Raw genomic sequence first — 25,747 nt, 5'->3', positions numbered from 1 at the left:
GCCCGTCAGAACAGCGTCTCGACGAGGTCGGTCACGATCGCCGCCTCGAGATCATCCACCGAATCCACCACCGGCACGAGCCGCCACTTGTCGAGCATCGTGCACGGGTGCGAGAGTCCGAACACCACGAGATCGCCCACGGACAGCGGCGAATCGCGCCCGATGCGCACGAAGCCGTGCTGATCGCTGAGCTTGGTCGTCTCGGCGCCGGGAAGCGGCATCCGCCCACCGTCCCTCGTGATCGCGTACAGCGGCGTCGGCAGCCCCTCGTCGTATGGGAAGTCGCGCTTGCCGGCATCGACGATCGCCGTGTCGGCGTCCTGTCGCGACACCACTCGTGCGAGTCCGCGCGCCGCGGGGCGGAGTCCCGATCCCTCGAACGGCGAGTTCTGCCGGTAGTAGCCGTGGTCGTGCACGAGGTACGCCCCCGAGCGCAGGACGAAACGCGCGCGGTCGCCGCCGACGGCTGCGGCGGCGAACGCCGCGCCGACCACGTCCGGATAGGCGCTGCCGCCGGCGGACACCAGCACGTCGCCGTCGTCGTAGAACTCGGCCACCGCGTCGTGGACGGCGAGCAGCTCGTCGATGTACGCCTTCGCCGATGCCAGCGCCTCTTCGCCGCGCCCGTGCGCGACAGAGCCCTCGTACCCGGTGACGCCGGCGAGGCGCACGGCCGGCGAGGCCGCCGCGCGTTCGGCCACCGCGACCGCCGCCTCGAGCGATCGGGCGCCCGTGCGGCCACCGGGACGGCCCACATCCACGAGAACCTCGAGCGGACGCTCCGCCGGCTCGCTGAGGGCACGCTCGATCGCCTCGATCCCGGCGACGTCATCGACCCAGCTCCAGATCCTCGTGCCCGCCGCGACGACGTCGGCGGTCCAGCGGATCGCCTCCGGCTGCACGAGCTGGTTGGCGAGCATGATCGCCGGGATGCCGGCATCCACCGCCACGCGCAGCTGCGAGGGGTTCGCCACCGTGATGCCGGTGGCTCCCGCCTCAAGCTGCCGACGCCACAGCTGCGGCGCCATCGTGGTCTTGCCGTGCGGCATCAATTCGAGCCCACGCGCGGCCACCCAGCCGGCCAGGAACGCGATGTTGTCGTCGAGCACGCCGTCGTCGAGCACGACGAGGGGCGTCCACAGGTCGGCGAGCCGTGGCCTGCGCGCCAGGAATCCGGCGACGGTCAGGCCCGCGGCATCCGACGGCAGCGCCTTGTCGCCCGCGTCGAGCAGGCGAGCCGCGACACCGCGCTGCGGGGCTGACATCACTCGCCCGGGAGGACGGCGACGACGTCGATCTCGACGAGGATGTCGTACAGGTCGGAGCCGACCGTGGTGCGCACCGGGTAGGGCTCGGTGAAGAACTCGGCGTAGGCGCGGTTGTACTCGGCGAAGTCGCGCTTGAGGTGCTGCAGGTGCGCCGTCACCTTGACGACGTCGTCGAACGAGGCGCCCTTGGCGGCGAGCACGCTGCCGACGTTGCGCAGCACCTGCTGCGTCTGCTCGTAGACGCCGCCGGGCACGACCTCTCCCGTCGCGGGGTCCTGCGGGCCGAACCCCGCGGTGAAGAGCAGGCCCGCGGCGGCGACGCCGTGACTGTATGGCCCGGCGGGCTTCGGAGCGTTCTCGATGAGGACGGCTTGCTTGGTCATGGGGTTCCTCTCCTGGGGGCGAATGGTTGCTCGCCTGTCACGAAGTGCCGGCCGGGGCGGCAGTTCGCGACAGGGGAGCAGTCTGATTCGAACGGCGAAGGCCGCGCCCGGCCAGAGCGCCGGTGAGTCCTCCGCCGCGCAGCACGTGCGTGCCGTTGACGAAGACGTCATCGATGCCGCGCACGGGCTGCTGAGGGTCGTCGTAGGTGGCGGCATCCGTGACGGCCGCCGGGTCCACGATGGCGACATCCGCGGCAGCGCCAGAACGCAGCATGCCGCGATCGGCCAGTCCGAACCGCTCGGCGGCGCGCGCGGCGAGGTGGACGGCGGCTCCTTCCCACGTGAACGAGCGTCCGACGTAGGTGCCGAGGAACCGGCCGAACGCGCCCCACGCGCGGGGGTGCGGCACCGCCCCGATGAAGATGCCGTCCGAGCCGCCGGTGTGCCCTGGATGTGCGAACAGCTGCGCCAGATTCTCGACCGGGCGCTCGTCTCGCACCGCCATCACCGCGTTGACCTCCATGCGCCCGGCGAAGAGGAGGTCGAGCGTCGCCTCTTCGACCGAGGTCTGCCGACGATCGGCGATCTCGGCGAGGGTCCGTCCGGGCGCCCAGGCCCAGTCCTTCGCGGGCGTGTGCCCGACGCGGATCATCGAGGGCCAGTCGGGTCCGAGACTCGGCTTGTGTGCGACGGTGGGGAACCACTCGTCGCGCAGCCGCGCGCGCTCGGCGGGATCCGACAGCCGGGCGATCGCCTCGTCGACGGCCAGCGCGCTGTACTCCGGCGGAAGCACCGCCATCGAGACGAGCGTGCAGCCTCGGGTGTACGGGTACATGTCGAAGGAGAGATCGGCTCCGGATGCTGCGGCCTCCGCCAGCAGCCGTTCGGCGTCGTCGGCATCGACGTGAAGGTGCGAGACGTGTCCGCGGACGCCGTCGTGCGCCGCGCCCGGCGCGCAGATCGCGACGACCTCTTGGAGGCCGGCCGCGGTGTTGGTCTCGTAGCCGCCCCGCATGTGCGTCACGTAGAGCGCGTCCGCCCGGGCCAGTGGAGCGCACAGCTGTGCGAGCTCGTCCGCGTCGGCGAAGATGCCGGGTACGTAGTCGAGCCCGGTCGACAGCCCGAGCGCGCCGGCGTCGAGACCGTCGGCCACGAGCCGCTGCATCTGGGTCAGCTGCGCGGCATCCGCTCGTCCCGTCGCCATGCCCATGACCTCGTGGCGCACGGTGCCGGCAGGCACGAGGTAGCCGACATTGAGGGGCGTGGTGCCGTCGTAGGTGCCGAGCAGCTCTGCGACGCCGCCGCCCGCGTAGGTCGGGTGCGCGCCGTTGATCGCCGCGAAGTACCGGCTCGCCCAGACGCCATCGCCGGGGGCGTATGAGACGCCGTCCTGCCCGCCGATGACGGTCGTGACTCCCTGGCGCAGCAGTGCGAGCTGCACGTCCGACCGGAAGACGGCTCCGTCGGCGTGCGCGTGCGCGTCGATGAAGCCCGGCATCACCAGGCGCCCGCGACAGTCGACGACGTCATCGCCTTCTTGCGCCGGGATGTCGCCGATCACGCCGATCCGATCGCCGAGGATCTCGACGTCGGCTTCGCGGGAATCGCCTCCCGTGCCGTCGACCACGATGCCGCCGCGCAGCACCGTGCGGTCGGGGTGGGCGGTCATGCGGCCTCCGTCGTGCGGGGCCCGGCTGACCCGCGTTGGCAGTCTACGCAGTCGCCCGAAAGCGCCGAGGGCGTGCCGTCAGTGGCCCAGCGCCGCGAGTGCGAGGTCGACGTCGTCGGCGTCGTTGAAGACGTGGAACGCCACGCGTGCGCGGCCCGACCGGCCGGATGCGGTGATCCCCGCCGCGGTCAGTCGTGCGAGGTCGCACCCGTCCAGGTCGTCCCACGTGACGATCGCCGACGCGCGCTCCGGCTGTGCGAGGCCGAGGCCGGTGCGGAAGGCCGCAGCGAGCCCGGTCGCGTGCTCATGGAGCTCCGCAGGATCCAGCGACGCGAAGAGCTCGAGTGCCGGGGCAGCGCCGACGAAGGCCTGCCATGCCGGCGACACGTCGAAGCGGCGGGCATCGGATGCGAGCTCGACCTCCGTGCCGTAGCACGACGACCAGGGATCGTCCCCGGCATACCAGCCGGCGTTGAGCGGTGTCATGCGCGCACCCAGGCGGTCCGACACGGTCAGGAACGACACACCCCGCGGCGCGCAGAGCCACTTGTACGCGTGGCACACGACGGCATCGAAGACGGATGCCTCGACGCGCAGCCAGCCGACGGCCTGCGTCGCGTCGCACAGCGTGAGGGCATCGTGCGCGGCCGCTGCGGCGGCGATCGCCGCAGCATCCGCCACCTCCCCGGTCGCCGACTGCACGACGGAGAACGCGATCAGCGCCGTGGTCGGACGCACATGCGCGGCCAGGTCGGCCAGCGGCGCGGTGCGCACGACGAGCCCGCGGCCGGAGTGGATGAACGGCAGTACGAGCGACGAGAACTCGCCGTCGGGCACGAGCACCTCCGCGCCGCGGGGGAGCGCGGAAGCCACCATTCCCGCCGCGACCGAGGTCTGCGAGCCGATGGCCACCCGTTCGGCCCCGACGCCGACGAGGGAGGCGAACAGCGCCCGCGAGCGCTCGACCGCCGCGCAGTAGGCGGCGAGGTCGGGGCGGCCCGAGGCGGACGCGTCGAGGTCCGCCACCACGGCGCGTCGCGTCGCGCGGCTCGGCAGGCCCACCGTGCACGCCGCGAGGTAGTCGCGGCCTCCGGTGAACTCACGCCTCGCGGCGTCGACAGCGGGGTGAGGAGCGATCGCGGGCATGCATCCAGGGTGACGGCGGCGATTGCCTACGTCTACGGCAGGTGTTCCATGCTGGACATAACAAAGACTTATGATTCGTGCATGACGGATGCGTGGGACGACGACCCGGGCTTCGACGCGCGCGAACTGCGCGTCGTGAAGGCGATCGCCGACGAAGGGTCCATCACTGGCGCCGCCCTCGCTCTCGGCTACAGCCAGCCCGCGGTGAGTCAGCAGCTCAAGCGCCTCGAACAGCGCCTCGGGGTCGCGATCGTCGAACGTGTCGGTCGCAGCGTGCGCCTCACCGACGCCGGCCGCATCCTCGCGCGGCACGCTCCCGCCGTGACGACGGCTCTGGATGCCGCCGCCGGCGAGCTCGCCGAGCTCCGCGGTCTCCGCGCCGCGCGCGTGCGCCTCGTCGGCTTCCCGTCGGCCTCGCCCACGATCGTGCCGCGCCTGCTCGCGGACCTCGCGCAGCGGCATCCCGGAATCTCCCTCACCTACGTCGAGGCGGAGCCCCCGGAGGCCGTCGAGGCCGTGCGCGAGGACCGCACCGACATCGCCCTCACCTTCAGCTACCCGGGCGACCGCGACGATCCGCACGGCTCGAGCGCCCGCGGCCTCGCCGTGCAGACGGTGGGCGCCGACGAGCTGCTCGCGGTGCTTCCCGCGGAGCACCCGGCGGCGACCGCGGAGATCATCGATGTCGCGACCCTTGCCGACGACGACTGGATCGCCGGGTGCCCGCGCTGCCGGGGTCACCTGCTCGAGCTGTGCGGGCGCGCCGGGTTCGCGCCGCGCATCGCGTTCGAGACCGACAACTTCGTCGCCGTCGAAGGGCTCGTCGCGCAGGGGATCGGCGTCGCGACGCTGCCCCGGATGGCGGTCGAGTCGTTCCCGCAGCTGCCGGGGGTGGCGGTGGTGCCGCTGCGGGCGGGGGAGCAGCGCCGCATCCACACCGTGACGGCGCGCGGCGCGGACCGCGTTCCCGCGGTGCGCGCGACGCTGAACGCCCTTGCGCGGCTCATCGCCGAGCCCCTGGCCGAGCCTGGTTCCGCAGCATCCCGCAACTAGACTCAGGGGTGATGTCTTCTTCGCCTGATCCTCGCACCACGACCGCCACCGGCACCGACGTCCGCGTCCGGTTCTGCCCTTCGCCGACCGGTCTTCCGCACGTCGGACTGATCCGCACGGTGCTGTTCAACTGGGCGTATGCGCGTCATACCGGGGGCAAGCTCGTGTTCCGCATCGAAGACACCGACGCGGCGCGCGACAGCGAGGAGAGCTACCAGCAGCTTCTCGACGCCCTCCGCTGGCTCAAGATCGACTGGGACGAGGGGGTCGAGCTCGGCGGCCCCCACGCCCCGTACCGCCAGTCGCAGCGCCACCACATCTATCGTGAGGTGCTCGACAAGCTCATCGCCGCCGGAGCCGTGTACGAGAGCTACTCGACGGCCGAGGAGATCGACGCCCGCAACGAGGCGAACGGCCGCGCGAAGCAGCTCGGCTACGACAACTATGACCGTGACCTCACCGACGAGCAGAAGGCGGACTTCCGCGCCGAGGGCCGTGAGCCCGCGTGGCGCCTGCGGGTCCCCGACGAGGACCTCACCTACGTCGACCTGATCCGCGGCGAGGTGACCTTCCCGGCGGGTTCGTTCCCCGACTTCGTCCTCGTGCGCGCGGGCGGCGTGCCGCTGTATCCGTTCGTGAACCCCGTCGACGACGCGCTCATGGGCATCACCCACGTCATCCGCGGCGAGGACCTCATGCCGTCGACCGCCCGTCAGCTCGCGCTGTACAGCGCACTGGTCGATGCCGGCGTCACGTCGTTCGTCCCGCGCTTCGCACACATGCCGCTCGTGCTCGGCGAGGAGGGCAACAAGAAGCTCTCCAAGCGCGACCCGAAGGCCGACCTGTTCCTGCAGCGCGACAAGGGCTTCATCCACGAGGGCCTGCTCAACTACCTCGCTCTCCTCGGCTGGTCGATCGGCCCCGACCGCGACGTGTTCTCCCTCGAGGAGCTCGTGGCGGCGTTCGACATCGTCGACGTCAACCCGAACCCCGCGCGCTTCGACCAGAAGAAGGCGGAATCCATCAACGGCGACCACATCCGGATGCTGCAGCCCCGAGACTTCGCCGATCGGCTGGTGCCGTACCTGGCCGCTGCCGGAGTGGTCGACGAGAACCCGACGCCGGCCCAGGCGGCCATGCTCGCCTCCGCCGCCCCGCTCGTGCAGGAGCGCATGCAGCTGCTCGGTGATGCGCCGGGACTGCTCGGCTTCCTGTTCACCGACACCGTCGGCTATCAGGACGACGCCCTTGCATCGCTGCCGGCGAACACGAATGAGGTGCTGGTCGCCTCGGTCGGCGCCCTCGAGCTCGTGCCCGACACCGAGTTCACCGCCGCCGCGGTGCAGGACGCCCTCGCCGGCGCGCTGATCTCGCCCGCGGAGGACGGGGGCCTCGGTCTCAAGCCCCGCATCGCCTACGGCCCGCTGCGCGTCGCGCTGAGCGGCCGTCGGGTGTCACCGCCGCTGTTCGAGTCGATGGAGCTGCTCGGCAAGTCCGAGTCGATCCGCCGCCTCGGAGCACTGCTCGACGCGCGCGGGTGACGGCTCGGTTTGGAGCACGTGCCTGCGTCGCGTAGACTCATTCCTCGGCACGGCTTCGGCTGACAGCCTTGGGGTATGGTGTAATTGGCAACACGGCTGATTCTGGTTCAGTTGTTCTTGGTTCGAGTCCAGGTACCCCAGCCAAACGAGAAAACCCCCGCTGAGCGGGGGTTTTTCGTTTTCCATCGAACATGGATATCGCGGCCTCAGGCGTCTGCGAGCACCTCGGTGGCAGCATCCCGTCCCAGCGCGAAGTAGGCGGGGTTGTCGTCGCTGTGTGCCAGCAGCATGAGCACGACGGCGGCAGCCCAGGCGTGTGCTCGCACCCAGACGTCGGCGTCGTAGGCTGAGCCCGCCGCCGTGATGAACCGTTCGCGACACGCGGCGTCGAATGCCAGCCAGGCGACCGCCAGATCGTAGGCCGGGTCGCCCGCGGTGACGTCGCCGAAGTCGATGATTCCGGCGAGCGCGCCGTCGCGCGCGACCAGATTGCCCGGGTGCAGGTCGCCGTGGATCCACACCGGCGTGCGATCCCACGGAGCCGCTTCGAGTCCCGCCTGCCACAGCGCGTGCACGGCGTCCGCTGAAGTGTCGTCGAGGAGGCCTCCCGCGCGCAGCGTGCGCAGTCGCTCCTCGACAGCGCCCGTGCGAGCGGCGAGGGGCACACCGCGGAAGGGATTGACCGGGTGATCCTCCGGTGCGTCGGCGTGCAGTGCCAGGAGCGCGCGAGCGAGCGTGTCGGCCCATTCGCCGCGCTCGGTGCGCGGCTGGTCCAGAGCGGAGACGCCGTCGATCCACGGCACGACGGACCACGCCCAAGGGTAGCCGTGGCCCGCCACACCGGCGACCACGGGCGCCGGAACGCGCACGTCCAGCGGCGCGAGCCGCTCGGCCACCCCCGGCAGCACGGTCTGCTCGTGCAGCACCAGGGGTGCGGCGAGCGCGCGGCGGGGGAGTCGCACGGCGTACTCGCCACCCAGCCGCCACACCTCGCTGTCCCAGCCCTCGGCGACCTTTCGGAGGGGCAGGCCGGTGGCGTCGGGGATGGTCGCCAGCGCCTGGTCGGCGAGCAGTCCTCGGATGAGTGCGGTGTCGAACGAGACCTCAGCGGCGGGTTTGTCGGGCACCGTACGACGATACTCTCTTGTGTTTGTGTGGGACTGTGTTGTATTGTGTGGGAATCCAACGGAGGGTTGTCCCACATGTACGCGACGGAGCGCCACGAGCAGATCGAGCTCCTGCTGGCAGAGCGGAGCCGCGTGAGCGTCGTCGAGCTCGCCGAGCGCTTCGACGTCACGACCGAGACCATCCGTCGCGATCTCGATCACCTCGAGTCCACCGGCGCGCTGCGCCGCGTTCACGGGGGAGCGGTGAGCCGGGAGCGCGCCAGCACGCGTGAGCCCTCGCTCGCCGAGCGCCTCGAGCACCACGGCGGCGCCAAGGCCGCCATCGGTCAGCGCGCCCTGGACGCCCTCGGCGCCGAATTCACCGGATCCGTCTTCCTCGACGCCGGCACGACCACCTCGGCCGTCGCCTCGGCGCTGATCCCGCGCCTCTCGAGCGCGCGGATCGAGGTCGTCACGCACTCGCTGACCCTCGGAAACACGCTGGCCGGCATCCCGGGCGCCTCGCTCTCGCTGGTCGGGGGTCGCGTGCGCGGACTCACCGCCGCGGCCGTCGGCGCCGACACGGTCCGCGCCATCGGCGCCCTGCGTCCCGACGTCGCCTTCGTCGGCACCAACGGTGTCTCCGCGACGTTCGGTCTCAGCACGCCCGACCCCGACGAGGCGGCTGTCAAGCGCGCCATCGTCGAGTCGGCGCGTCGGGTGGTGGTCGTGGCCGACGCCGAGAAGCTCGGTGCGGAGCTGCTCGTCGGCTTCGCGTCGCTGTCCGACATCGACGTGCTGGTGACGGATGCCGCACCCGACGCAGAACTCGCGTCCGCGCTCGCGGACGCCGATGTGGAGGTCTGGCTCGCATGATCGTGACGCTCACCGCCAACCCGTCCCTCGACCGCACGGTGATGCTCCCCGCCCCTCTGCAGGTCGGAGACGTGCAGAGCGCAGCCTCCGCACGGGAGGATGCCGGTGGCAAGGGCATCAACGTCGCCCGCGCCGTCGCCGCCGCGGGCGAGGACTGCACCGCGGTGCTGCCGCTCGCGCCGGGTGATCCGTTCGACGCGGCCCTCCGCGCGGCCGAGGTCGACGCACGGCGCGTTCCGATCCACGGCAACGTGCGCGCGAACATCGCGATCACCGACCCCGCCGGGGTCACCACGAAGCTGAACCTGCCGGGTGCGGAGCTCTCGCCCGACGAGGTCTCCGCGGTGATCGACGCGGTGGTCTCCGCATCCGTGGGCGCGCGTTGGCTGGTGCTGGCCGGCTCGTTGCCTCCCGGCGTCGCCGATGACTTCTACGTGCGCGTGATCGCCGCCGTTCGCCGCGCGCACGGCGCGGACGCCCCGCTCATCGCTGTCGACACCTCCGGCCCGGCGCTCACCGCCGTCGTCGCAGACGGCGCGCCCGATCTCATCAAGCCGAACGACGAAGAGCTCGCCGAGCTCGCCGGCGTCGCCATCGACGGCGCCGACCCGCAGGCGGTGCTCGACGTGGCGCGCGTTCTCGTTCCCGCCCGCGTGCGGGCGGCGCTCATCACCCTCGGCTCCCGCGGGGCCGTGCTCGTCGCCGCCGAGGGCGCCTGGGCGGCCACACCGCCGCCGATCCAGGTCGTGAGCACGGTCGGCGCGGGCGACAGTTCGCTCGCGGGATACGTGCTCGCTGCGACGCGCGGCGCCGACCAGGGCGAGCGGCTGCGCCTCGCGGTCCGGTACGGGTCGGCCGCAGCATCCCTTCCCGGCACGAAAGCGCCGGCTCCCGCAGACCTTCCCACCGGCGACGTGCCTGTCACGCGTCTCGACTGACACCCACCCACCACACCCCACGACCGCAGGAGGTCACCGTGTCCGACACCATCACCCCAGGCCTGGTGAGTCTCGACGTCCCGCTGGGCGCCGACAAGGCCGCCGTCATCCGGGCCCTCGCCGCACGTGTGGTCGCGCAGGGTCGCGCGACCGACGCCGAAGCGCTCTTCGCCGACGCGTGGGCCCGCGAAGAGAAGGACGAGACCGGGCTTCCCGGCGGCATCGCCATCCCGCACGCCAAGAGCGCCGCGGTGTCGACCCCGTCCCTCGCCTTCGCGCGACTGAACCCGGGCGTCGATTTCGGTGCGCCGGACGGCGCCGCCGATCTCGTATTCCTCATCGCGGCCCCCGCGGACGCCGCCGAGGCGCACCTCGCGGTGCTCTCGAAGCTCGCCCGCAGCCTCATGCAGGAGGACTTCACCGCGGGACTGCGCGCCGCGTCGTCCGACGACGACGTGGTCGCGATCGTGCAGGCGGCGATCGGGGAGCGCGAGGCCGCAGCGCCCGCTCCGGCTGCCGCGGCCTCGGCGCCCAGCGCCGCATCGGGCCTCGTCGTCGACGGCCGCCCGGCACGCGTCGTCGCGGTCACGGCCTGCGCGACCGGCATCGCGCACACGTTCATGGCCGCCGACGCCCTCACCGCGGCGGGCAAGAAGGCCGGGATCGACCTCGTCGTCGAGCCGCAGGGCTCCAGCGGCTACCAGGCGCTTCCGGCGGACGTCATCCGCAACGCCGACGCCGTGATCTTCGCCACCGACGTCGACGTACGGGAACCGCAGCGGTTCGCCGGCAAGCCGGTCGTGCGCTCGGGCGTCAAGCGCGGCATCGAGCAGCCCGACCAGCTGATCTCGGAGGCCGTCGCCGCCGCGAACGACCCGTCGGCCACCCGGGTGGGGGGAGAGGCGGCCGCCGCCGCTGCGGCCCCCTCCGAGACGCTGTCGTGGGGTGCCCGCATCCAGCGGATCCTCCTCACCGGCGTCAGCTACATGATCCCGTTCGTCGCGGGCGGCGGTCTGCTGATCGCCCTCGGCTTCCTCATCGGCGGCGTCAACGTCAACGCGGACGACGCGGCGTTCACCGTCATCAAGGACAACGCCCTGTGGGCGCTTCCGGAGGGCGGGCTCGCCCAGTACTTCGGGTCGGTGTTCTTCGTGATCGGTGTGACGTCGATGGGCTTCCTGGTCTCGGCGCTGGCCGGCTACATCGCCTTCGCGATCGCGGACAGGCCCGGCATCGCCCCCGGCTTCGTCGCCGGCGCGATCGCCGCGCTGATGGGCGCCGGGTTCATCGGCGGCATCATCGGCGGTCTGCTCGCGGGTTACGTCGCATGGTGGATCGGGCGATTCAACGCCCCGCGCTGGCTGCGCGGCCTCATGCCCGTCGTGATCATCCCGCTCGTGGCGTCGATCGTGGCGTCGGGGCTCATGATCCTGTTCCTCGGCCGCCCCATCGCGACCCTGATGGTCGGGCTGAACGACTGGCTCACGGGCCTCGCCGCGACCGGCGCGATCATCCTCGTCGGCGTGATCCTCGGTCTCATGATGTGCTTCGACCTGGGTGGTCCGGTCAACAAGGTCGCGTACGCGTTCGCGGTCGCGGGCCTCGCGTCCGCTTCGGCGGATAACACCACGCCGTACCTGATCATGGCCGCGGTCATGACCGCCGGCATGGTCCCGCCGCTCGCGATGGCGCTGGCGTCGACGGTGCTCGCACGCAACATGTTCCCCCCGGTCGAGCGTGAGAACGGCAAGGCGGCCTGGCTGCTGGGCGCGGCGTTCATCAGCGAGGGCGCGATCCCGTTCGCCGCGGCGGACCCGCTGCGCGTCATCCCCGCGATGATGGCGGGCGGTGCGGTCACGGGCGCCCTCAGCATGGCGTTCGCCGTCGAGTCCCTGGCGCCTCACGGCGGCATCTTCGTCCTCTTCGCGATCAACCCGATCTGGGGCTTCCTGATCGCTCTCGCGGCGGGCACGGTCGTCTCGGCCCTCACGGTGATCGCTCTCAAGAAGTGGATCGCACCGAAGGAGCTCGAAGAGGCCGAAGCGCGTGTACCCGTGGCGGCCTGAGGCCGTCGTCCGCCAGAATCGGAATCGTCGACCGCCGAGGTCCGACACAGACAGGAGAGAACCATGGCAGAACGTCAGGCCACCATCGCCAGCAGCTCGGGACTCCACGCCCGCCCCGCGAAGCTCTTCGTGCAGGCCGTGCAGGCGCAGCCCGTCCCGGTCACGATCGCGGTCGAGGGCGGTGCCGATCTCAACGCCGGCAGCATCCTGTCGCTGATGGGCCTCGGTGCCTCGCAGGGGACCGTCGTGACCCTGAAGGCCGACGGGGACGGCGCCGAAGAGGCGCTGGACGCCCTGGTCGCTCTGCTCGAGACGGACCTCGACGCACAGTAAGCACCGAAGAATGTGACGACGGATGCCGCGGGTCGAAGCCGCTGCGGCATCCGTCGTCCGCGTTCTGCGGGGTGTTTCGGCGCTTCCGGTTCAGATGTCGGTGCTGTCTCCGGGGTTCAGCGCGAGGAGTTCCCCGCCGCCCTGCTCGGCCGCCCAGCCCAGGCGCGCGCGGCCCATGTCGCGGCCGGCGACCGACAGCGTCATGTCATGCGTGCCGAAGACGCGTCGTGGGGCGACGGCGAGCACGAAGTCCATCGCCTCCCCGATCTTGAGCCATGGGGCGCCGACCGGAGATGCCAGCAGCTTCACCGCGCGGCCCTCCGGGACGGCGTACGAGTCTCCGGGGTAGTAGAACTCGTCGTTCACGAGCACTCCGACGTTGTCGACGACCGGGATCGACTCGTGGATCACCGCGTGCCGGCCGCCGAAGAATTCGAGGCGGAACGGCTCGACCTCCACGACGTCGCCCGGATGGACGATCGTCACGTTGTAGCCCTCGGCCGCCTTGGACACGCCCTCTGGGGCGAAGATCGGCGTTCCCGGGAAAGTCTGGAGGATGCGGTCCAGGTGGTCCGGCGTCCAGTGGTCGGGGTGCTCATGCGTGATGACGATCGCGACGACGCCCTCGAGCTCTCCGAGCGGTGCCGTGAACGAACCCGGGTCGATGACGACCGTGCTTCCGGTGTCGACGAGGGTCAGGGTGGCGTGCTCGAACTTCGTGACTCGCATGCGTCGAGTCAAGCGCCACGGCGTCGTCGGAGCAAGCGACGAGGGGGCGGCGCGCCGGTGCCCGCGCCGATTTGGAGAGGGCATGCGGGCCGTGGCATAATCGAACGGTTGCCTGAACGGCCCCATCGTATAGCGGCCTAGTACGCCGCCCTCTCACGGCGGTAACGCGGGTTCGAATCCCGCTGGGGTCACCAGTCAGGCAACAACGTCGCAACTCCGGTTGCGGCGCGCTGTACGGCCCCATCGTATAGCGGCCTAGTACGCCGCCCTCTCACGGCGGTAACGCGGGTTCGAATCCCGCTGGGGTCACCATCGACGCCCCGGTCCAGAAGGACCGGGGCGTCTTCTGTTTCCGCTCAGATGAGGCGGGGCACCGCGATCACGACGGCCGCCACCACGCCGCATGCGATGACGAACACCGTCAGGAGCAGGAGCAGGCCGGCGCCGGGCAGCGCGTCAGGCCGGTCGTCGAGCAGGGCGCGGGTGATGCGGCGATGCCGGTCGCCGGCGCGGGTCCAGAGCACCACGGCGAACGCGAGACCGCGAGAGCGGTGCGGTTCCACGCGAGGAACGTCCGCTCGTTCGCGAGGCTGAAGCGCGCGTCCGGCTCATCGCCGGTGCCGTAGACGGCGGCGGGGAAGCGGGTGCGGGTCACCCTCACACCGTAGCTGCGACGCCTGTCGACCCGGCCGTGGCGCGGCACCCCGGCCGGGTCGAGACGGCGGGCGCGCTCAGCGCGCGCTGCCGGTGTACCGGTCGTCGATCCCCAAGTCTGTGTATGTCCCGGTCAGCTTTCCGGAGCCTTTGACGCCCTCATAGAGACCCCACGCATCGACGAGCGTCCACGACCCTGTGGACCCCGGCTCACCGAACCGCGCGTTCAGCTGCACGGTGAAGCCCCCGTTCCCGCTGTCGCAGGTGAACTCCTTGTCGCCCTTGAACACGCCTCCCCACGGCGTGTACGTCGCGCGAGGGTCGACGTCGAGGACGGTGCCGGTCTCGCATCCCGGGATATTGCCCTCGAAGTCGTTGGGTCCGCCGCCGATCTCGGTGTGCACCACCACGTCGACCGGAAAGCCCACCGGCGCGGCCCCGGCCGCGGCCGACCCGGTGATGCCCAGGACGAGGCCGGCGACGATGCCGACGGCGATTCGCGATCTGATTCCCATTTCCCTACCTCCCCACCCCGGGCGCGGTGCCCGGCGTGGGGGACGCTACGCCCGCGGGCTTCGGGTGTCGAGAGCAACTCCTGTTCTCCGTAGGGCCGCCCCGGGGCGACTCCCTAGGGGGCGGACGGCGCCGAGACCGTCATCGTGACGAGTCGGTGGAACGGTCCGCGTCGACGGTCGGCGAAGCAGGGGTCGCAGCATCCGTCCGCCGACGCCGACGCCCGCGGACGAGTCGCACGATGGCCCACACCACGACCGCGATCACGGCCGCCACGGCGAGCCAGGGCAGGAGGAAGCCGAGCGCGACCACGATGCCGTTGAGCGTGGCGACGAGGCCGTTCCAGCCCGCGGCGAGGCCGTCGCCGAACCCGGCGGGATCGGCGGTCACCGGCTCGACCTCGGGGACGACCGTGACCGACAGTGTCGACATGGCGACCTGGTCGTCGATCATCTCGAGCTGCTGCTGGTAGGACTCCAGCGTCGCCTGGCGTTCCGCCAGCGCGGACTCTGCGGCGATGAGGTCGGCGACGCTCTGCGCCTGCGTCATCAGCTCGGTGAGGCGGTCCACGGACGCCTGCGCCGCATCGATGCGCGCCTCGAGGTCCACTGTCTGCTCGGTGACGTCCTGACGGGACAGGTTGGTCGCCGTCACCTCGCCCACGTCGTCGAGCTCGTCGACGACGCTCTGCAGCTGGTCGGCGGGGACGCGGACGGTGATCCACGCGCCGTCCGTCGGATACGGGTAGGGCATGGTGTCGTAGACGATGCCGCCGTCGGTGGGACTCACCGGGTACACCGTGCCGTCGCTGCCGACGCTCAGCGACTCGACATAGCCGCCGTGGGCGACTGCCGAGTTGGCGATGGCCCGTGCAGCCGCGTCCACCTCCTCAGCGGTGACCGTCGCGGAGGCCGTGGTGATGATGTCGCGATCAGCAGCCGCCGCGCCGGCGGCGGTGTCACCGGCTGCGCCGGGTGCGACCGTGAGCGGTGCGGATTCGCGGGTGTCGGCACCACCCGAGGAGTCCGTCGTGTTCGCGCCGGAGTCGGCGGGCGCGACGGGCGCGACGGCGGATTCGTCGCCGACGCTGCCCGAGGGGCTGACCAACGAGCCCACGGACGGGGCGATCACGGCCGCGACGGCGATCACCGCGGCTGCCGCGCCGCCGGCGATCCAGAGGCGTCCTCGCCGCGTGAGCCGTGCGGATCGGCGGGTCCGCTCGTGTGCGATGTCGGCGAAGAGAGCGTCCTCGATCTCGTCGATGCGCTCTGAGCTGAGTTCGGGGAGGGGTGCGGGGGTCTCGGGACCCGTGGGCTGCGTGCTCATGTGCTCTCCTTCACGACGGTCCGCAGTCGGGTGCGGATGCGGGAGAGACGATTGCGGACGACGCCGTGCGCGACGCCGAGCTCGTCGGCGGCCGCCTGGTACGCGTACCCTTCGGTCGCGCACAGCCGGAAGATGGCGCGATCGAGCTCGCCGAGCCCGGCGACCTCGTGCAGGATCGCCTCGGCCAGGCGGTCGTCGATGACCTGCTGCTCGACGTCGACCGTGGACGCCAGGGTCTCGTCGGCCGCGGCCCCGGTGTGCTCGCGGTCGCGCCGCTGCCGGCGGATGCGGTTCGCGGACTGGAACCGGCAGATCGTCGCGAGCCAGGGCAGGAGCGAATCGCCGAGCAGCTCGAGGTCGGGGAGCTTGCGCCAGGCGACGAGGAACGTCTCCTGCGTGACCTCCTCGGCGTCCGCCGGGTTGCCGACGAGCCCGTGCGCCAGCCAGTAGACCGGGCGCACGTACGCCCGGTACAGCGTGCGGAAGGCGTGCTCGCTCCCGCCCGCAGCCAGCACTACGAGCTCGGCGTCGCCCGGCAGGTCCTCGCCCGTCATCCCCATCCTCCGAATTGTCTCTCACCGTGTCAGTGTCCGCATCGTCCGGATCGTCTCACCGGCGCCGGTCGCGCTTCGCCGAGCCTGTATCCTGTTGCGAGCGAGAGGGAGTATCCCGACACCGCGCATCCGTCATCACGGGTCCCGACATTGCGACCCCGGGTGCGCGCCGCAGGCGGTCAGCCGGCGGGGGAGAGACTTTCGGATTCCGCCGACCCCTCTCACGTCCCCTTCGAAAGGCCCTCCATGGACCTCGAACTCCCGCTGTGGTTCGAAATCGGATCGCTCGTGATCCTCACCCTGATCCTGCTCGCGGATCTCCTGCTGATCCTGAAGCGGCCGCACATCCCGTCGACACGCGAGTCGACGCTGTGGGTCGTCTTCTACGTGACGCTCGCCCTCATCTTCGCGGGCATCATGTGGATCGTCGCCGGGCCCGAGTACGCCGGCCAGTTCGTCGCCGGCTGGCTCACCGAGTACAGCCTGTCGATCGACAACCTGTTCGTCTTCGTGCTGATCATGTCGCAGTTCGCGGTGCCTCGCCGCTACCAGCAGGAGGTGCTGATGGTGGGCATCATCATCGCCCTCGTGCTGCGCGGCATCTTCATCCTGGTCGGCGCCGCGGTGATCGAGCAGTTCAGCTGGATCTTCTACATCTTCGGCGCGTTCCTGGTGTGGACCGCCTGGCGCCAGGCCTTCCCCGGCGGCGATCACGACTCCGACGTGAAGCAGGAGAACTTCGTGGTGCGCATGCTGCGCCGCACGATCGACATCAGCGACCACTACGACGGCGCGAAGATCCGCACGGTCGTGGACGGCAAGAAGATGTGGACGCCGATGATCATCGTGTTCGCGGCGATCGGCGTGACCGACCTGCTGTTCGCGATCGACTCGATCCCCGCGATCTTCGGCATCACCCAGAGCGCGTTCATCGTGTTCACTGCGAACATCTTCGCTCTCATGGGCCTGCGCCAGCTCTACTTCCTCCTCGGCGACCTGCTGGATCGCCTTCGCTACCTGCACTACGGCATCGCGTTCATCCTGGCCTTCATCGGTCTGAAGCTCGTCTTCCACGCCATGCACGTCAACGAGCTTCCGTTCATCAACGGCGGCGAGCCGATCGAATGGGCACCCGAGATCTCGACGTGGATGTCGCTCGGCGTCATCATCGTCTCGATGCTGGTCGCGACGGTGGCGAGCCTCGTCGCGTCCGCACGTGAGAAGAAGATGCCGAACGCGGATGCTGCGGCCGCCGTCGTGGCGGACGAGAAGGGCACCCCACCAACGGTCGATCAGCCCCGTTCGGACGACGCTCGCTGACCGCCTTCTCCAGCCGTATCCCTCGGGCCGCCGACCGTCGTCGGCGGCCCGAGGTGCGGGAGCGCGGGGAGGCGGCAGATGACGGCGGCGGCGCGGGTGCCCGTTTCGACGGTGGTAGCCTGGGCACGTGCGGATCGCTCGCCTTCTCCTTAGCGGCCGCGACGAGTCCTAGTCCCCAGGCCTCCCTCGTCGCGGAGTTCGTCGCGGGCCCCACCCTTTCGGGCGCAGTCCCACAGAGGAGAACGACTAGCAATGAGCATGACCGATGCATCCGGTATTCCCGATCGTCCCCGCACCCTCGCCGAGAAGGTCTGGGACGACCACGTCGTCGTCCGCGGCGAAGACGGTCAGCCGGACCTGATCTACATCGACCTGCACCTGGTGCACGAGGTCACCAGCCCCCAGGCGTTCGACGGTCTGCGGGCGGAGGACCGCCCGGTGCGGCGCCTCGACCTGACGATCGCGACCGAGGACCACAACACCCCGACGCTCGACATCGACAAGCCGATCGCCGACCTCACGAGCCGCACCCAGATCGAAACGCTGCGGCGCAACGCCGCGGAGTTCGGCGTGCGCCTGCACTCGCTCGGTGACAAGGAGCAGGGCATCGTCCATGTCGTCGGACCACAGCTGGGTCTGACCATGCCGGGCATCACGGTGGTCTGCGGAGACTCGCACACCTCCACGCACGGCGCGTTCGGCGCGATGGCGTTCGGCATCGGCACCAGCGAGGTCGAGCACGTCCTCGCGACGCAGACGCTGCCGCTCAAGCCCTTCAAGACCATGGCGATCACGGTCGAGGGCGAGCTGAAGCCCGGCGTCACCGCCAAGGACATCGTTCTCGCGATCATCGCCAAGATCGGTGCGAACGGCGGGCAGGGGTACGTGCTCGAGTTCCGCGGCAGCGCCATCCGTTCCCTCTCCATGGAGGGCCGCATGACGATCTGCAACATGTCGATCGAGGCCGGCGCCCGCGCCGGAATGGTCGCGCCCGACGAGACCACCTTCGCGTACGTGAAGGGCCGTGCGCACGCGCCGACCGGTCAGGACTGGGACGACGCCGTCGCCTACTGGCGGACGCTCCCGAGCGACGAGGGCGCGGTCTACGACGCCGAGGTGTTCCTCGACGCCGCCGAGCTCGAGCCGTTCGTGACGTGGGGCACCAATCCGGGCCAGGGCGTCTCGCTGAGCGCATCCGTCCCGTCGCCTGAAGACTTCGCCGACCCCAACGAGCGCGCCGCCGCAGAGCGTGCGCTCGAGTACATGGATCTGGTGCCCGGCACCCCGCTCAAAGAGGTGCCCGTCGACGCCGTGTTCATGGGGTCGTGCACGAACAGCCGCATCGAGGACCTCCGTGCGTTCGCGTCGGTCATCGAAGGCCGCAAGAAGGCGGACGGTGTGCGTGTCATGGTCGTCCCGGGCTCGGCTCGGGTCCGCCTCGAGGCCGAGGCCGAGGGCCTCGACAAGGTCATCGAGGACTTCGGCGCCGAGTGGCGTTTCGCCGGCTGCTCGATGTGCCTCGGCATGAACCCCGACCAGCTCGCTCCTGGGGAGCGCTGCGCCTCCACGAGCAACCGCAACTTCGAGGGCCGTCAGGGCAAGGGCGGCCGCACGCACCTCGTCTCGCCGCTCGTCGCCGCGGCCACCGCCGTCATGGGCCGCCTCGCGAGCCCGGGCGATCTTCCCGCGCCCGTCGCGGCCGCAGCCGAGGGCACGGAGGCCTGACATGGAGAAGTTCACGACGCACACCGGCATCGCCGCGCCGCTGAAGCGCTCCGCGGTCGACACCGACCAGATCATCCCCGCCGTCTACCTGAAGCGCGTCACCAAGACGGGTTTCGAGGACGCCCTATTCGCCAGCTGGCGCCAGGACCCCGAGTTCGTGCTGAATCAGCCCGCATACGCGGGTGCCAGCATCCTCGTCGCCGGCCCCGACTTCGGCACAGGCTCGAGCCGTGAGCACGCCGTGTGGGCGCTGCGCGATTTCGGGTTCAAGGTCGTGCTGAGCCCGCGGTTCGCCGACATCTTCCGCGGGAACGCGGGCAAGCAGGGGCTCGTCGCCGGAGTGATCTCCGAGGCCGACCTCGAGGCCGCGTGGGCCGCCATCGAGGCGGATCCGGGCGTGTCGATGACGGTCGACCTCGACGCCCGCACCGCGCGCATCGGCGCGCTGGAGCTCCCTTTCGAGATCGACGATTACACTAGGTGGCGGCTTCTCGAAGGGCTCGACGACATCGGGCTCACGCTGCGCGACGCAGACAAGATCGCGCAGTTCGAGGCTCGCCGAGAGGCGTGGCGGCCGCGGACACTTCCCGTTCCGTAAGCCGGGCCGGGCGCCCAGACCCCGGGCACCCGACCGTCGCAAGCCCCCTCTGCACACCAAGTGAGGACCACCGGATGAAGCCGCTCCTGAACGTCGCCGCCGGCGAAAGCACCACTGCCGAAGCGGGAGAGCAGGAACTGACCGGCGAAGTCCTCGCGATCCGGGGCGGGCGACCGCTGACCGGGCGCGTCGAAGTCAAGGGCGCCAAGAACCTCGTCACGAAGGCGATGGTGGCGGCCCTCCTCGGAGAGACCGCCAGCACGCTGCGCGACGTCCCCGACATCAGCGACGTCCAGGTGGTCCGCTCCCTTCTCGAAGTCCACGGCGTCCGCGTCGTGGACGGCGAGGAGGAAGGTACGATCCACCTCGACCCGAGTGGGGCCGTCGCCGCGCACTTCGAAGAGATCGACGCGCACGCCGGGGCCTCCCGCATCCCGATCCTCTTCTGCGGACCACTGCTGCACCTCCTCGGCGAGGCGCTCATCCCCGACCTCGGCGGCTGCCGCATCGGGGACCGCCCGATCAACTTCCACATGGATGCGCTGCGCGCCTTCGGGGCCGTCGTAGACAAGAGCTACGAGGGCATCCGCATCACCGCGCCCGACGGGCTGCACGGCGCGAACATCGAGCTGCCGTATCCGAGCGTCGGCGCGACCGAGCAGGTGCTGCTCACGGCCGTGCGCGCGAAGGGCGTGACGGAGCTGCGGAACGCCGCGATCGAGCCCGAGATCATGGATCTCATCGCGGTGCTCCAGAAGATGGGCGCCATCATCTCGTACGAGCCGAACCGCGTCATCTTCATCGAGGGCGTCGACTCGCTGCGCGGATACGACCACCGCGCGATCTTCGACCGCAACGAGGCCGCATCGTGGGCGTGCGCGGCGCTGGCGACCGACGGCGACATCTTCGTCGGCGGAGCGCGCCAGCAGGAGATGCTGACCTTCCTCAACGTCTTCCGCAAGGCCGGCGGATGGTTCGACGTCCGCGAGGACGGCATTCAGTTCCGCCGCGGCGGGGCCTTGAAGCCGGTCGTCGTCGAGACCGATGTGCACCCCGGCTTCATGACCGACTGGCAGCAGCCGCTCATCGTCGCGCTCACGCAGGCTCAGGGCAAGTCGACCGTGCACGAGACCGTGTACGAGAACCGGCTCGGATTCACCGAGGCGCTCAACCTGATGGGCGCCGACATCGTCGTGCATCGCGACGGCATCGATGCGCCTGGCCGCCGAGTCCCGCGCCGTGCCCTCGAGCAGGCGGCCGTGATCAACGGCCCGACACCTCTTCACGGCGCCGATGTGGTCGTCCCCGACCTCCGCGGTGGCTACAGCTACGTGATCGCGGCACTGGCAGCCGAGGGGGAGTCGGTCGTCCGCAACGTCGGGATCATCCGTCGCGGCTACGAGAAGTTCTTCGCCAAGCTCGACCAGCTCGGCGCCGACTTCGACGTCATCGGATAACCCCCGGTGGCCACCGATCGTCCGCGCGCGTCGGCTGAGAAGACGCGACCGAGCGCCTTCTGGCCGCTGGCCGGCCTCCTCGTGCCGCTCCTGAGTCTGCTCTTCAAACTGGAGATCGAAGACGGCAGGAAGCTCCCGCGCGATGGTGCCTACGTGCTCGCTCCGAACCACATGAGCGAGATCGACCCACTCGTGGTCGCCCTCGCCGTGTGGCGGTTGGGCCGTGCGCCTCGGTTCATGGCGAAGGAGAGCCTGTTCCGCGTGCCGGTGCTGGGGTGGGTCCTGCGTATCACGGGGATGGTGCCGGTCGCTCGGGCGACGTCGGCCGCCGCGGCTCGCGCCACGCTGGAGGCGTCGCAGACCCTCGTGGAGCACGGTCGCGGAGTGATCGTCTACCCGGAGGGCTCGCTCACCCGCGAGCCGAACCTCTGGCCGATGCGCGGCAAGACCGGAGCCGTCCGTCTTGCGCTGGCGGGAGGCATCCCGGTCATCCCCATGGCGCAGTGGGGCTCGCAGCAGGTGCTCCCGCGCTACGGAAAGCTCAAGCTCTGGCCGCTGCGCCGCCGCGTGCGCGTGATCGTGGGCGACCCGGTGGACCTGTCGGCGTATGCCGGCTCGGCCTCGTCGCAGACCGCGCTCGTCGCGGCGACGGACGCCGTGATGGCCGACATCTCGGGCCTCCTCTCGCAGCTGCGCGGCGAGCCCGCACCCCCGGAGCGCTGGAACCCGGCCGATCACGGCCAGAAGGAGACGGGGCGCCTTGAGTCGTAGGCAGGATGCCGCGCGCCCGCGCGTCGCCGTCATCGGCGCGGGCAGCTGGGGCACGACGTTCGGCAAGATCCTGGCCGACGGCGGCGCCCACGTCACGATGTGGGCACGGCGGCCCGAGCTCGCGAGCGAGATCCAGGAGGGCAAGCGCAACAGCGAGTACCTCCCCGGCATCAACCTGCCGCGCGACATGCACGCCACCCATCATCTGTCGGAGGCCCTCGAGGGCGCGGAGCAGATCTATCTGTCGATCCCGAGCCAGGCGGTGCGCCAGAACCTCAAAGCGGTCCGCCCGCTGATCGCGCAGAGCGACGCGCCCATCGTGTCGCTCATGAAGGGTGTCGAGCGGCGGACGGGCCTGCGCATGAGCCAGGTCATCGAGCAGGAGCTCCACTGCGACCCCGCGCGCATCGCAGTCGCCTCCGGCCCCAACCTCGCCCTCGAGATCGCCCGCGAGCAGCCGACCGCTGCCGTCATCTCGTCGACGAGCCAGGAGACGGCCGAGGCTGTCGCCCGGCGCGCGCGCAACAGGTACTTCCGCACGTTCGTCAACACCGACGTGATCGGCACCGAGTTCGGCGGCGTGCTCAAGAACCTCATCGCGGTGGCGATCGGCATCGTCGACGGCGTCGGCTACGGCGAGAACACGAAGGCCTCGATCATCACGCGCGGCCTCGTCGAGATGACGGACTTCGCGGTGGCGTTCGGCGCCCAGCACGAGACGCTCCAGGGCCTCGCCGGGCTCGGCGACCTCATCGCGACCTGCCAGTCGCCGCTGAGCCGCAACAACACCGCCGGGCGACTGCTCGGCCAGGGCTATCGCTTCGACGACGTCGTCAAGCAGATGAACCAGACGGCGGAGGGGCTCGCGTCCGTCGCGCCCATCCTGCAGCTGGCGCGGGAGGTGGGCGTGCAGATGCCCATCGTCGAGCAGGTGAAGATGGTGCTCGACGGCACCATGAACCCTCGCGACATCGCGCCGCATCTCACGACCGACGACGACACCCCCCAGGGCGAGAGGACGACGAATGGACCAGCCGGCGGTGGCGGTGCTCTTTGGCGGTCGATCCAGCGAGCACTCGATCAGTTCCGCAACGGCGGGCGGGGTGCTGCGGGCGATCGACCGTGACAGCTACCGCGTGATCCCCGTCGGAATCACGCGGGACGGCGTCTTCGTCCTCGAGGACGACGACCCCGACAAGTTCGCCCTCGACGCCGAACGGCTTCCGGAGGTCGTCGACAACGGCACCCGTGTGCTGTGGCCCGAGGTCGGTGACCGCGAACTGCGCGTTCGCCGCGCCGACGGAACGGTCGAGGACCTCGGCGCCCTCGATGTCGTGCTCCCGATCCTGCACGGCGTGCATGGTGAGGACGGCACGATCCAGGGCTACTTCGACACGCTCGAGATCCCGTACGCGGGCGGTGGCGTGCTCGATTCCGCGCTGTGCATGGACAAGCACTTCATGAAGATCGTCCTGCAGGCGGCGGGCGTGCCCGTCTCCCCGTGGGTCACCGTGACGCAGGAGCGCTGGGAGCGCGACCCCGAGGGCGTGCGAGCGGATGCTGCGGCCCTCGGTGAGCCGTCCTTCGTGAAGCCTGCGCGCGCCGGGTCGAGCGTCGGCGTCTCGAAGGTCCACGACGCTTCGGAGCTCGATGCGGCGCTCGCTCTCGCGTTCGCCGAGGACGACAAGGTGCTCATCGAGTCGGCGATCGTCGGACGGGAGGTCGAGGTCGCGATCCTCGAGGGACGCGGCGGCGCCGCCCCGCGCGCCTCGCTGCCCGGCGAGATCGTTCTCACGACGCGCGAGTTCTACGACTTCGAGGGCAAGTACCTCGGCGGCGACGGTGCCGAGGTGGTCTGCCCCGCGGACCTGACCGACAGCGAGATCGCCGCGATCCAGCAGCTCGGCATCCGTGCGTTCCAGGCGGTAGACGGCAAGGGTCTCGCGCGCGTCGACTTCTTCCTCGCTGCGGACGGGCTCTACGTCAACGAGCTCAACACGATGCCGGGGTTCACGCCGATCTCGATGTTCCCGAAGTGCTGGATCGCGTCGGGGATGTCGTACCCCGAGCTCATCACGGAACTCATCGACACCGCACTCGAGCGCGCCGAGCAGACGGTCGCCGTCCGCGCGGCTCGCTGAGCCGGGGCATCAGGGAGCGGGGGTCGCCTCGCCCCGATCGAGGCACTGGCCGTCGACCGGCAGCACGCTGACGATCGGCGACAGGGCGTCGAGCACGTCGCGGCTCGACACGCCGTCGCCGTTCTCGTCCGCGGTCGTGTCGAGGTAGATCTCAACGGCCGGGGTGCGGCCGAACGTGGTCACGCGGAAGCGGGGCGCGTCGGAGTCGTCGATGATCCAGTCGACGCCCGCGACGTCCTGGCAGGGGAGGGTGGTCGGCCCCGGCGGCTCGACGCCGCACGTGAGCAGCACCTTGGCCGGATCGCCCCACGCTCCCGTGGCCTGCGCATCAGTCCACCGGCGCGCCTGACCGCTGACCGTTCCCGGGAGGTTCGAGGTGACCTCCGCGCAGAGCGGGTCGTTCGCGGCCTCCGCGGGATCCAGGTCGACGGTGGTGGTGCACCCCGTCAAGCCGACGGCCGCCACCATCGCGAGCCCGAACGCAATCAGGGAGGGGAGAACACGCACCGTTCCAGGCTAACCCGGCGGCGCGGCGGGCGATGTCGGCACCGGTAGCGTGGTCGTGTGGTCGACGAGCGCATAGATCCGACGGTGGGCGAGCTCAGCGAGGGGCGCATCCTGCGGCGCATCCTGGAGCGCCTCGGCGAGTCGAACGCCCTGGTCGGACCCGGTGACGATGCCGCCGTGATCGCCGCCGCGGACGGCCGGGTGGTGGCGACGGTCGACACGCTCGTCCACGGTCCCGACTTCCGCCTTGCGTGGTCGAGCGCGTTCGACCTCGGCTACAAGGCGGCTGCTGTCAACCTCGCGGACGTCGCGGCCATGGGGGCGACCCCCACCGCCCTGCTCGTCGCCCTCGCCATGCCCGATGCGACGCGTCTCTCGTTCGTCACCGGCATCGCGGACGGCCTGCGCGCCGCCTGCCGCGACCTCGCGCCCGGCTGCCGGGTCGAAGGCGGCGACCTCACGGTCTCCGACACCCTCACGATCGCGGTGACCGCGCTGGGGGCTCTCGCGGGCCGCTCACCGGTGCTGCGCTCCGGCGCCGAACCCGGCGACCTCGTGGCCGTGGCGGGCGAACTGGGGCGCGCGGCGCGCGGCCTCGACATCCTGTTCGAACGCTTCACGGATGCCGCGGGCCACCCGATCCCGGTCGACGAGAGTCTGCTCGACCACGCGGAGCTCGCCGATCTCGCGGCCCAGCTGCGTCCATCGCCTCCTGTGTGGCTCGGTCCCGAGGCGGCCGACGCGGGCGCGACGGCGATGATGGACGTGTCGGACGGCCTCGTGCTCGACGCGTCGCGCATGGCCGCGGCATCCGGAGTCACCATCGCCCTGGAGTCGGCGGCGCTGGGATCCGACGTCGCATCGGCCCTCGCGGGCGGTGAGGATCACGCGCTGCTGGCGACGTTCCCGGCGGACCGACCGCTGCCGCACGGGTTCGTCCGCGTGGGCGTGGTGCAGGCGCGGGGCCAGGACGCCGTGCTCGTCGACGGCCGGGCCCACGACGGACGTGGCGGCTGGGACCCCTACCGCGATTGGGACGCGGGCACCGGCTGATCCGGCGTCGGAGCGACGCT

At 70.8% G+C, this 25,747-nt stretch carries 25 protein-coding genes, 3 tRNA genes and 1 pseudogene; 17 read left to right on the top strand and 12 right to left on the bottom strand.

Translation table 11 applies throughout. The features are described from left to right. Positions 1-5: 5 nt before the first annotated feature. The 4 genes from Q9R33_RS10780 to Q9R33_RS10765 form a co-directional block, all read right to left on the bottom strand. Positions 6-1,265 carry an alanine racemase gene (locus Q9R33_RS10780; protein ID WP_311293725.1) on the bottom strand — a complete coding sequence of 420 codons (1,260 nt, stop codon included), beginning with the start codon at positions 1,263-1,265 and terminating at the stop codon, positions 6-8. Beyond that, positions 1,265-1,651 (bottom strand): Rid family hydrolase, encoded by a 387-nt coding sequence (locus tag Q9R33_RS10775; protein ID WP_310247105.1) that lies wholly within the window; start codon positions 1,649-1,651, stop codon positions 1,265-1,267. The genes Q9R33_RS10780 and Q9R33_RS10775 overlap by 1 nt, the downstream gene beginning before the upstream one ends. A gap of 37 nt (positions 1,652-1,688) precedes the next feature. After that, positions 1,689-3,320 carry an amidohydrolase family protein gene (locus tag Q9R33_RS10770; RefSeq protein WP_311293724.1) on the bottom strand — a complete coding sequence of 544 codons (1,632 nt, stop codon included), beginning with the start codon at positions 3,318-3,320 and terminating at the stop codon, positions 1,689-1,691. A gap of 78 nt (positions 3,321-3,398) precedes the next feature. Next, the gene (locus tag Q9R33_RS10765) at positions 3,399-4,466 is read right to left on the bottom strand and encodes an aminotransferase class V-fold PLP-dependent enzyme (protein WP_311293723.1); all 1,068 of its coding nucleotides are present in this window, start codon (positions 4,464-4,466) and stop codon (positions 3,399-3,401) included. A gap of 81 nt (positions 4,467-4,547) precedes the next feature. On the opposite strand from Q9R33_RS10765, the gene Q9R33_RS10760 reads away from it, so the two are divergent. From Q9R33_RS10760 to Q9R33_RS10750, 3 genes are all read left to right on the top strand, one after another. Continuing rightward, a complete protein-coding gene (locus Q9R33_RS10760) occupies positions 4,548-5,519 on the top strand; it encodes a LysR family transcriptional regulator (protein ID WP_311293722.1) in 972 nt (323 codons plus the stop codon). An 11-nt stretch (positions 5,520-5,530) separates the two neighbouring features. Continuing rightward, on the top strand, positions 5,531-7,060 hold the full coding sequence (gene gltX / locus Q9R33_RS10755) for a glutamate--tRNA ligase (RefSeq protein WP_056367617.1): 1,530 nt from the start codon (positions 5,531-5,533) through the stop codon (positions 7,058-7,060). Between the two features lie 69 nt (positions 7,061-7,129). After that, positions 7,130-7,204, top strand: a tRNA-Gln gene (locus tag Q9R33_RS10750). Between the two features lie 62 nt (positions 7,205-7,266). On the opposite strand, the gene Q9R33_RS10745 is transcribed toward Q9R33_RS10750, so the two are convergent. Then, complete coding sequence (locus Q9R33_RS10745; protein WP_311293721.1) at positions 7,267-8,187, bottom strand: aminoglycoside phosphotransferase family protein; 921 nt, start codon at positions 8,185-8,187, stop codon at positions 7,267-7,269. Positions 8,188-8,262: 75 nt separating this feature from the next. On the opposite strand from Q9R33_RS10745, the gene Q9R33_RS10740 reads away from it, so the two are divergent. The 4 genes from Q9R33_RS10740 (at position 8,263) to Q9R33_RS10725 (ending at position 12,379) form a co-directional block, all read left to right on the top strand. Further along, positions 8,263-9,042: a DeoR/GlpR family DNA-binding transcription regulator gene (locus Q9R33_RS10740; protein ID WP_311293720.1), complete on the top strand. Its 780-nt coding sequence runs from the start codon at positions 8,263-8,265 to the stop codon at positions 9,040-9,042. Continuing rightward, on the top strand, positions 9,039-9,980 hold the full coding sequence (gene pfkB / locus Q9R33_RS10735) for a 1-phosphofructokinase (protein WP_311293719.1): 942 nt from the start codon (positions 9,039-9,041) through the stop codon (positions 9,978-9,980). The genes Q9R33_RS10740 and pfkB overlap by 4 nt, the downstream gene beginning before the upstream one ends. A 38-nt stretch (positions 9,981-10,018) precedes the next feature. Next, a complete protein-coding gene (locus Q9R33_RS10730; protein WP_311293718.1) occupies positions 10,019-12,046 on the top strand; it encodes a fructose-specific PTS transporter subunit EIIC in 2,028 nt (675 codons plus the stop codon). A gap of 63 nt (positions 12,047-12,109) precedes the next feature. Next, a complete protein-coding gene (locus Q9R33_RS10725; RefSeq protein WP_045297931.1) occupies positions 12,110-12,379 on the top strand; it encodes an HPr family phosphocarrier protein in 270 nt (89 codons plus the stop codon). Positions 12,380-12,469: 90 nt separating this feature from the next. On the opposite strand, the gene Q9R33_RS10720 is transcribed toward Q9R33_RS10725, so the two are convergent. Next, the gene (locus tag Q9R33_RS10720) at positions 12,470-13,108 is read right to left on the bottom strand and encodes an MBL fold metallo-hydrolase (RefSeq protein WP_310247077.1); all 639 of its coding nucleotides are present in this window, start codon (positions 13,106-13,108) and stop codon (positions 12,470-12,472) included. A 118-nt stretch (positions 13,109-13,226) separates the two neighbouring features. Between Q9R33_RS10720 and Q9R33_RS10715 the strand changes: the two genes are divergently transcribed. After that, positions 13,227-13,302, top strand: a tRNA-Glu gene (locus Q9R33_RS10715). 42 nt (positions 13,303-13,344) lie between these two features. After that, a tRNA-Glu gene (locus Q9R33_RS10710) sits at positions 13,345-13,420 on the top strand. A gap of 44 nt (positions 13,421-13,464) precedes the next feature. On the opposite strand, the gene Q9R33_RS10705 is transcribed toward Q9R33_RS10710, so the two are convergent. The 5 genes and pseudogenes from Q9R33_RS10705 to Q9R33_RS10685 form a co-directional block, all read right to left on the bottom strand. Further along, complete coding sequence (locus Q9R33_RS10705; protein WP_311293843.1) at positions 13,465-13,671, bottom strand: hypothetical protein; 207 nt, start codon at positions 13,669-13,671, stop codon at positions 13,465-13,467. Further along, positions 13,647-13,763, bottom strand: a pseudogene (locus tag Q9R33_RS10700) (YidH family protein); the annotation flags it as partial. The gene Q9R33_RS10705 and the pseudogene Q9R33_RS10700, both read right to left, overlap by 25 nt. 76 nt (positions 13,764-13,839) lie before the next feature. Continuing rightward, on the bottom strand, positions 13,840-14,277 hold the full coding sequence (locus Q9R33_RS10695; RefSeq protein ID WP_311293716.1) for a hypothetical protein: 438 nt from the start codon (positions 14,275-14,277) through the stop codon (positions 13,840-13,842). 139 nt (positions 14,278-14,416) lie between these two features. After that, positions 14,417-15,601 carry a DUF4349 domain-containing protein gene (locus Q9R33_RS10690; protein ID WP_311293715.1) on the bottom strand — a complete coding sequence of 395 codons (1,185 nt, stop codon included), beginning with the start codon at positions 15,599-15,601 and terminating at the stop codon, positions 14,417-14,419. Beyond that, complete coding sequence (locus Q9R33_RS10685) at positions 15,598-16,155, bottom strand: sigma-70 family RNA polymerase sigma factor (protein ID WP_311293714.1); 558 nt, start codon at positions 16,153-16,155, stop codon at positions 15,598-15,600. The genes Q9R33_RS10690 and Q9R33_RS10685 overlap by 4 nt, the downstream gene beginning before the upstream one ends. 246 nt (positions 16,156-16,401) lie before the next feature. On the opposite strand from Q9R33_RS10685, the gene Q9R33_RS10680 reads away from it, so the two are divergent. From Q9R33_RS10680 to Q9R33_RS10650, 7 genes are all read left to right on the top strand, one after another. Then, on the top strand, positions 16,402-17,475 hold the full coding sequence (locus tag Q9R33_RS10680; RefSeq protein WP_056367595.1) for a TerC family protein: 1,074 nt from the start codon (positions 16,402-16,404) through the stop codon (positions 17,473-17,475). A 252-nt stretch (positions 17,476-17,727) separates the two neighbouring features. Then, positions 17,728-19,200, top strand: a complete 1,473-nt coding sequence (gene leuC, locus Q9R33_RS10675; protein ID WP_311293713.1) for a 3-isopropylmalate dehydratase large subunit — start codon at positions 17,728-17,730, stop codon at positions 19,198-19,200. 1 nt (position 19,201) lies between these two features. After that, positions 19,202-19,798: a 3-isopropylmalate dehydratase small subunit gene (leuD, locus tag Q9R33_RS10670; protein ID WP_056367590.1), complete on the top strand. Its 597-nt coding sequence runs from the start codon at positions 19,202-19,204 to the stop codon at positions 19,796-19,798. A gap of 74 nt (positions 19,799-19,872) precedes the next feature. After that, positions 19,873-21,255, top strand: coding sequence for a UDP-N-acetylglucosamine 1-carboxyvinyltransferase (murA, locus tag Q9R33_RS10665; RefSeq protein ID WP_311293712.1), 1,383 nt, complete (start codon positions 19,873-19,875; stop codon positions 21,253-21,255). 6 nt (positions 21,256-21,261) lie between these two features. After that, positions 21,262-22,026: a 1-acyl-sn-glycerol-3-phosphate acyltransferase gene (locus tag Q9R33_RS10660; RefSeq protein ID WP_056367588.1), complete on the top strand. Its 765-nt coding sequence runs from the start codon at positions 21,262-21,264 to the stop codon at positions 22,024-22,026. Continuing rightward, positions 22,016-23,152, top strand: coding sequence for an NAD(P)H-dependent glycerol-3-phosphate dehydrogenase (locus tag Q9R33_RS10655; protein WP_311293711.1), 1,137 nt, complete (start codon positions 22,016-22,018; stop codon positions 23,150-23,152). Before Q9R33_RS10660 ends, Q9R33_RS10655 begins: the two co-directional genes overlap by 11 nt. Then, on the top strand, positions 23,052-24,167 hold the full coding sequence (locus Q9R33_RS10650; RefSeq protein ID WP_311293710.1) for a D-alanine--D-alanine ligase family protein: 1,116 nt from the start codon (positions 23,052-23,054) through the stop codon (positions 24,165-24,167). The genes Q9R33_RS10655 and Q9R33_RS10650 overlap by 101 nt, the downstream gene beginning before the upstream one ends. Positions 24,168-24,176: 9 nt before the next feature. On the opposite strand, the gene Q9R33_RS10645 is transcribed toward Q9R33_RS10650, so the two are convergent. Next, positions 24,177-24,674, bottom strand: coding sequence for a DUF3515 family protein (locus Q9R33_RS10645; protein ID WP_310247059.1), 498 nt, complete (start codon positions 24,672-24,674; stop codon positions 24,177-24,179). 57 nt (positions 24,675-24,731) lie between these two features. Between Q9R33_RS10645 and thiL the strand changes: the two genes are divergently transcribed. Beyond that, positions 24,732-25,727, top strand: coding sequence for a thiamine-phosphate kinase (gene thiL, locus Q9R33_RS10640; protein WP_311293709.1), 996 nt, complete (start codon positions 24,732-24,734; stop codon positions 25,725-25,727). The last annotated feature ends 20 nt before the right edge of the window (positions 25,728-25,747 follow it).

Source organism: Microbacterium sp. PRC9, from assembly GCF_031844125.1.
In the GTDB taxonomy this organism is placed as follows: Bacteria; Actinomycetota; Actinomycetes; order Actinomycetales; family Microbacteriaceae; genus Microbacterium.
The sequence above is the reverse complement of the archived record's forward strand: the minus strand, read 5'-3'. Positions and strand labels throughout refer to the sequence as shown.